At 38.9% G+C, this 5,351-nt stretch carries 5 protein-coding genes; all 5 read right to left on the reverse strand.

What is annotated here, in order from left to right:
* Positions 1–907: glycosyltransferase (locus PHQ42_05075; GenBank protein MDD5072074.1), on the reverse strand; the 907-nt coding region annotated here is incomplete at its 3' end.
* 151 nt (positions 908–1,058) lie between these two features.
* A complete protein-coding gene (locus PHQ42_05080; GenBank protein MDD5072075.1) occupies positions 1,059–2,168 on the reverse strand; it encodes a glycosyltransferase family 4 protein in 1,110 nt (369 codons plus the stop codon).
* Between the two features lie 97 nt (positions 2,169–2,265).
* Complete coding sequence (locus tag PHQ42_05085) at positions 2,266–2,589, reverse strand: DUF2304 family protein (protein MDD5072076.1); 324 nt, start codon at positions 2,587–2,589, stop codon at positions 2,266–2,268.
* A 43-nt stretch (positions 2,590–2,632) separates the two neighbouring features.
* The gene (locus tag PHQ42_05090; protein MDD5072077.1) at positions 2,633–3,295 is read right to left on the reverse strand and encodes a glycosyltransferase family 2 protein; all 663 of its coding nucleotides are present in this window, start codon (positions 3,293–3,295) and stop codon (positions 2,633–2,635) included.
* 113 nt (positions 3,296–3,408) lie between these two features.
* On the reverse strand, positions 3,409–5,145 hold the full coding sequence (locus tag PHQ42_05095; GenBank protein ID MDD5072078.1) for a GspE/PulE family protein: 1,737 nt from the start codon (positions 5,143–5,145) through the stop codon (positions 3,409–3,411).
* Between the last annotated feature and the right edge of the window lie 206 nt (positions 5,146–5,351).

Genomic DNA, 5,351 nt, shown 5'->3' on the forward strand with positions numbered 1-5,351 from the left:
CCAGGCAATCAGACGAGTCCATTAACTGCCTTAACTCTGCTTTATTTTTCCAGCCTAAAATTTTTATATATTTATTCGTTTTAGCCAATTGCCCGGCTTTTTTTAATTTTGAACCGGTTCCGGCTATGATTAACTCAAAACCGCAACGGCCGAAATTTTGGCAGAGGATGGAAAAAGACTTTATTAGGAAAAATATCCCTTTGTGCTTTTCTATTTGCCCCGCATATAAAAAGCGAAAGACTTTATTTGCCTCACCCCCCGCCCCTCTCCTGTCCAGGAAAGGGGAGATGGAGAAATCGGGAACTGGATTAGGTAAAATAATCTTTCTGGATTGGCTAAAAAAGTTTTTTTCTTCGTGAAGTTTTAAAAGCCATTTTGAAGGCGAAATTATCATATCCGGCGAAGAAAAAAGACAGCGGCAAAGACCGGCATACATTTTCGCCGGAAAACTTTTTATTTGTTTTTCTTTATGGCAAAGCATCAAGCCGGAAGGATGAAGGAGCTGGATATCGTGCAGGATATGGATATGTTTTATTTTTAAAGATTTTATAACCTTAGGAATTAAATAACCCAAGCCCTTTAAATTATGGGTTATAACCATATCAGGTCCTTCCTTTTTTAAGATGGATTTTACCCTTAAATAATTGCCAAAATCAAGCATATCAAGCAGGTGCCAGGGCAGGCGGAGTATTTTGGGAATTTTTTTTAGATTATAATAAAATCCTTTAAGATAATAAATTTTTTGTTGCGTGTTGCGCGTTATGCGTTGCGCGAAAAACGGTTTTGTCGTTATTATAAAAATTTCGTGGCCGGCTTGAGCCAGGCCCTCTGCCTGCAGTTCCATTATGCGTTCGGCTCCACCCCGATTATAGGGTTTGTACAAATTATTTATTAAGCAGATTTTCATACTTTACAAATTACGAATCTATTACGAATTTACAAATTATACACAAATATCACAAACAAATAAAATACTAATATAGGAATAATGTTAATGGAATTAATAATACGAATATTTATTTTAGTTGAGTTTATATTTTAGCAAACAAAAAGACGCTTTAAAATACTTCAATTAATTTTGTTTTTATTTTTTCAGAATCATATTTTTCCGTCGCCAAAGTTCTCGCTTCCCGCCCCATTTCTTTTCTTTTTTTTTCATTAGATAAAATCTCCTCCATTTTATTTTTAAGGTCTTCCTCATCCCCCGGTTTTGCCAATAATCCTTGTTTGCCGTTGGCAAAAACCGTTCTTACGCCAGGCAAATCCGAGGCAATCATCGGCAAGCCGGAAGCCATAGCTTCCAGCAAAACTAAACCAAAGGCTTCGTTTTTATTTATTGAAGGCAAAACAAATAAATCGGCCTGTTGGTAGATGGAAGGTAGTTTTTGGTCGGGAATTTTCCCTAAAAATTTTACCCGGTTATTTATGTTCAGTTTCTTGGCTAGATTTTCATATTTTTTTCTAAGGTCGCCATCACCCACAATCAGTAGTTCCCAATTTTTTTTAAATAATTTTGAGATAGCTTTCAGCAAGACATCAACACCCTTGAAATAATGAGCTTTATCCAGTCCGCCGACAAATAAAATTTTTGCGGAATTTGACGGGGATTCTTGGAAATCCTTTGGTCTAAATTTTTTTGTGTCCACCCCGAAAGGAATTTCTTTGAATTTTTCCGGATATTTTTTATAAATTTCAGCCAAGCTGCTATTTTTTATATAATCTAAGCTGGCGCAGGTGATTGAGTCAGCTTTTTTAAAAAGAGAATTTCTAATTATTTCAGCCGGCAGAGAGAGAATTTTGGCAAAAGGGGAGAGGCCGGCCACGTCCATGTGGAAATGGACAATGAGCTTAAATTTTTTAGGCCAAATAGTTTTTGCCAGCCAAACCACTTCAGCCGCGCCGAAAAATGGGTAATTAAGGTGAATAATATCAAAATCAGGAAGTTTAAAAAACAGTTGCGGCAAAAAAACTCCCAAGCCCATTCTTAGCCAGGGTTTGAGGAGGGTAATTTTAAAATTATTTTTTTCTGCGGTTGGTTGACCGTAGTCGGGGGTGAAAACAGTTATTTCGTTGCCGGCATCGGCTAAAATTTCGGAAAAATCGCGGGCCACATTAGCTATGCCGCCCTTATATGGAGGAAAAGCGCAGACAATTTGGGCAATTTTCATAAAATTACAAATTCACAAATTTAAACGCAAATAACACAAATTAGGAAAAAATTTAAAATATATTTGTGTAATTTGTAGCGAATTTGTGAATTTGTAATTATTTTTCTTCAATTGTGATTTTTCTGACTATTTTTGTTATATCCCTTTCTATTTTTTCCAGCCGGAGCCTTAACCTGAAGACGAAATAAAATAAAATGACGATGGCAATGTAAATTAGGACATCAATGCCCGAAGCGGAAAAGCCAAGGCTCGCAACCAATTTGTCTATCCATTTCAAAGCGATTATTGCCCCGGCGGCCAAAAACCAAAAAACCAGCCAAAAAAAGAATTCATTGGCGCCTATTTGCTTTTTCTGTTTTTGCCAGAAAAGGCGGGCCAAGAAAAAAGCGATAATTATTAAAGCGATTATTTGTTGCAGCATTTTTTCGCATAACGCGTAACGCATAACGCGTAACGCATCAAAGTTAATTTATTAGTCTAGCCAGTATTAAATCTTTTATAATTTTTAAGCCGCCGCTAAATCGTTGGCCGAAATTATTGTAAATAACAGTTACCGGAATTTCTTTTATTTTCAGGCCGCTAGAAAAAGCCTTAGAAATTATTTCCGTGTTGTGGGCCATGCCGTCCTGCTCAATTTTTATTTCTTCAGCCGCCTTTTTTGACATTGCCCGAAAGCCGTTCTGCGGATCAGTTAAGGTGGAGCCGGTAAATATTTTATTTATCAGGTGCGCCAGAGGAATAATGACGTACTTTTTAAAAGGCGGCATGTTTGACTTTTTGCCCAAAAAGCGCGAACCGAAAACTATGTCGGCTTGTCCTTCTTGGATAGGGGAAACGATGTCTTCTATTTCTCCGGGCAGAAACTGGCCGTCAGCGTCAAAGTGGACAATGATATCGCCGCCGGCTTTTAGAGCGTATTGGTTTCCGGTTTCCAGGGCCGCCCCCTGGCCGCGGTTTATAAGATGGGACAAGACTCTTACGCCTTTGGCTCTCGCCAGTTTTCCGGTTTCGTCAGAAGAACCATCATCAACCACCACCACCTCGCTGACTAAGGGCTTTACTTTATCTATTACTTCGCTGATAGTCTCCTTTTCGTTATAAGCCGGAATTACGCAAAATATTTTCATAGTCCAATATTTTATTACAAATACACAAATATTATCACAAATAACACAAATAGAAATCAAAGTGTTATATAATATTTGTGAATTTGTGAAAGATTTGTAATTTGTAATTAGATTTATTCTTTTGTCACTCTCATTATTTCCTCAATCGTGGTAATGCCGTTTTTGGCCTTTATGAAGCCATCCTCTATTACAGTGAGCATTTTTTGTTTCTCCGCTTGTTTTTTTATCTCGACGGCATTGGCTTTTCTTAAAATAAGTTCCGCCACTTCGGGAGTTATTTCTAGAGTTTCGTAAATTCCTATGCGCCCCTTATAGCCGGTATTGTTGCATTTTTTGCAGCCTTTGCCGCGGTAAAAAAGAATAGACTCCAGCCCCTTTTTGGAACTGACAATGGCTTTTTCCTCTTCCAGGGTTTTTAACAGATTGCCGATATTAAGAAATTTATTCAGTTCTTCTATGGCCTGTTTGTCCAAATTATAGCTTTGAATGCAGTTTGGGCAGATTTTTCTCACTAAACGCTGGGCGATAATGACATTAGTCGTTGTCGCGATTAAAAATGAAGGGACGCCCATGTCGCTCAAGCGGGGCAGGGTGGTAACAGCGTCATTGGTGTGAAGAGTGGAAAGGACAAGGTGGCCGGTCATAGCGGCATGAACCGCGATTTCCGCGGTTTCCTGATCCCGAATTTCTCCGACCATAATGATATCCGGATCTTGGCGCAAAATAGAGCGCAGGCCGGTAGCGAAAGTAAAACCGATTTTAGGGTTGATTTGCGACTGGTTTACTCTCGGCATCCGGTATTCAATCGGGTCTTCAACTGTGGAAATATTCACTTCCGGGGTGTTTAGGAGATTAAGGATGGTGTAAAGAGTGGTGGTTTTTCCCGAGCCGGTCGGTCCGGTAACCAAAATCATGCCATGCGGTTTTTTTATATTGTTTTTTATTATTTCCAAGCTACTGGGCTGAAAACCCAGTTGTTCCAGGTTTAAAATTTGGGCTTTTTCATTAAGCAAGCGCATCACGATTTTTTCTCCGTCAAAAGTCGGGATAATGGAAACGCGAAAAGAAACTTTGTATTCCTCGCTGGCAATTTTAAATCGGCCGTCCTGGGGCAGGCGGTGTTCATCAACTTTTAGGTTAGAAAGTATTTTTATTCTGGCGGCAATGCCGGACTGCACATTTTTTGGAAGAGTCATGACATTATGGAGAATGCCATCAATGCGATAGCGGACAATAATGTCTCTTTCCTCCGGTTCAATATGGATGTCAGAAGCTTCCTGGAAAATAGCGTATTCCAGCAAAGTATCCACAATCCTTACTACTGGCAGGTCTTCCGCCAGTTTTTTTAAATCTCCTTCCTTTTCTTTGCCGTTTTCTCCTTTCTGCGCGCCCTTAGTCAAATAATCAAATTCGGCCTTTAAACCCTTATGATATTGTTTCAGATTTTCCTTTATGCTGTCCGGCGTGGTTAAATAAATCTTCGGCACTAGGCCGGTTTTTTTTCTGATAAACTCAAAGATTTCCAGGTCATTAGGATTTAAAGTGGCGATTTTTATTTCTTTGTCATCGCCGTCAAAAGCGATTAGATCGTGGGTGGTAGCAATCGGTTCCGGAATGCTAAAAAGGATATCTTTTCGGATAGTTTGGCCTTTCAGATTGACAAAAGGGATATTAAAAAATTGGGCGGCGCTCTCATACAAGGAGAGGGGAGTTATAACCTTTTTTTCCAACAGATAATTTTCTATTTTTTTTCCGCTATTTTCCGCTTCCTGGGCGAATTTGTCAAAATCTCCGTCGGTTAAAATTTCCGCTTTGATCAGGATATTTTTTATTTGTTCTCGAGATAACATAATCTACGAATTACGAATTATGCGAATAATGTATGTAGTTATTATAACATATTTGCCAAAGAAGAGGAAAGTGGTGAAATTGGGTATACCTAGTCAAGTGGAACAGAGCTAATTGATTTTTGCAGATAGGTTAGCGGAGAATCAAAGATTTCCGGGTGGCTAAATCTTACTGAAAATTCAGCCACGTATTCTGGCAGATATTCTGG

It is taken from the genome of Patescibacteria group bacterium (assembly GCA_028711655.1).
GTDB lineage: Bacteria > Patescibacteriota > Patescibacteriia > Patescibacteriales > JAQTRU01 > JAQTRU01.

Bases quoted from the DNA above. Each gene is read 5' to 3' on its own strand.
- PHQ42_05080 (MDD5072075.1), bottom strand. From the start codon at position 2,168: ATGAAAATTGCCCAAATTGTCTGCGCTTTTCCTCCATATAAGGGCGGC.
- PHQ42_05090 (MDD5072077.1), bottom strand. From the start codon at position 3,295: ATGAAAATATTTTGCGTAATTCCGGCTTATAACGAAAAGGAGACTATC.
- PHQ42_05095 (MDD5072078.1), bottom strand. From the start codon at position 5,145: ATGTTATCTCGAGAACAAATAAAAAATATCCTGATCAAAGCGGAAATT.
- PHQ42_05085 (MDD5072076.1), bottom strand. From the start codon at position 2,589: ATGCTGCAACAAATAATCGCTTTAATAATTATCGCTTTTTTCTTGGCC.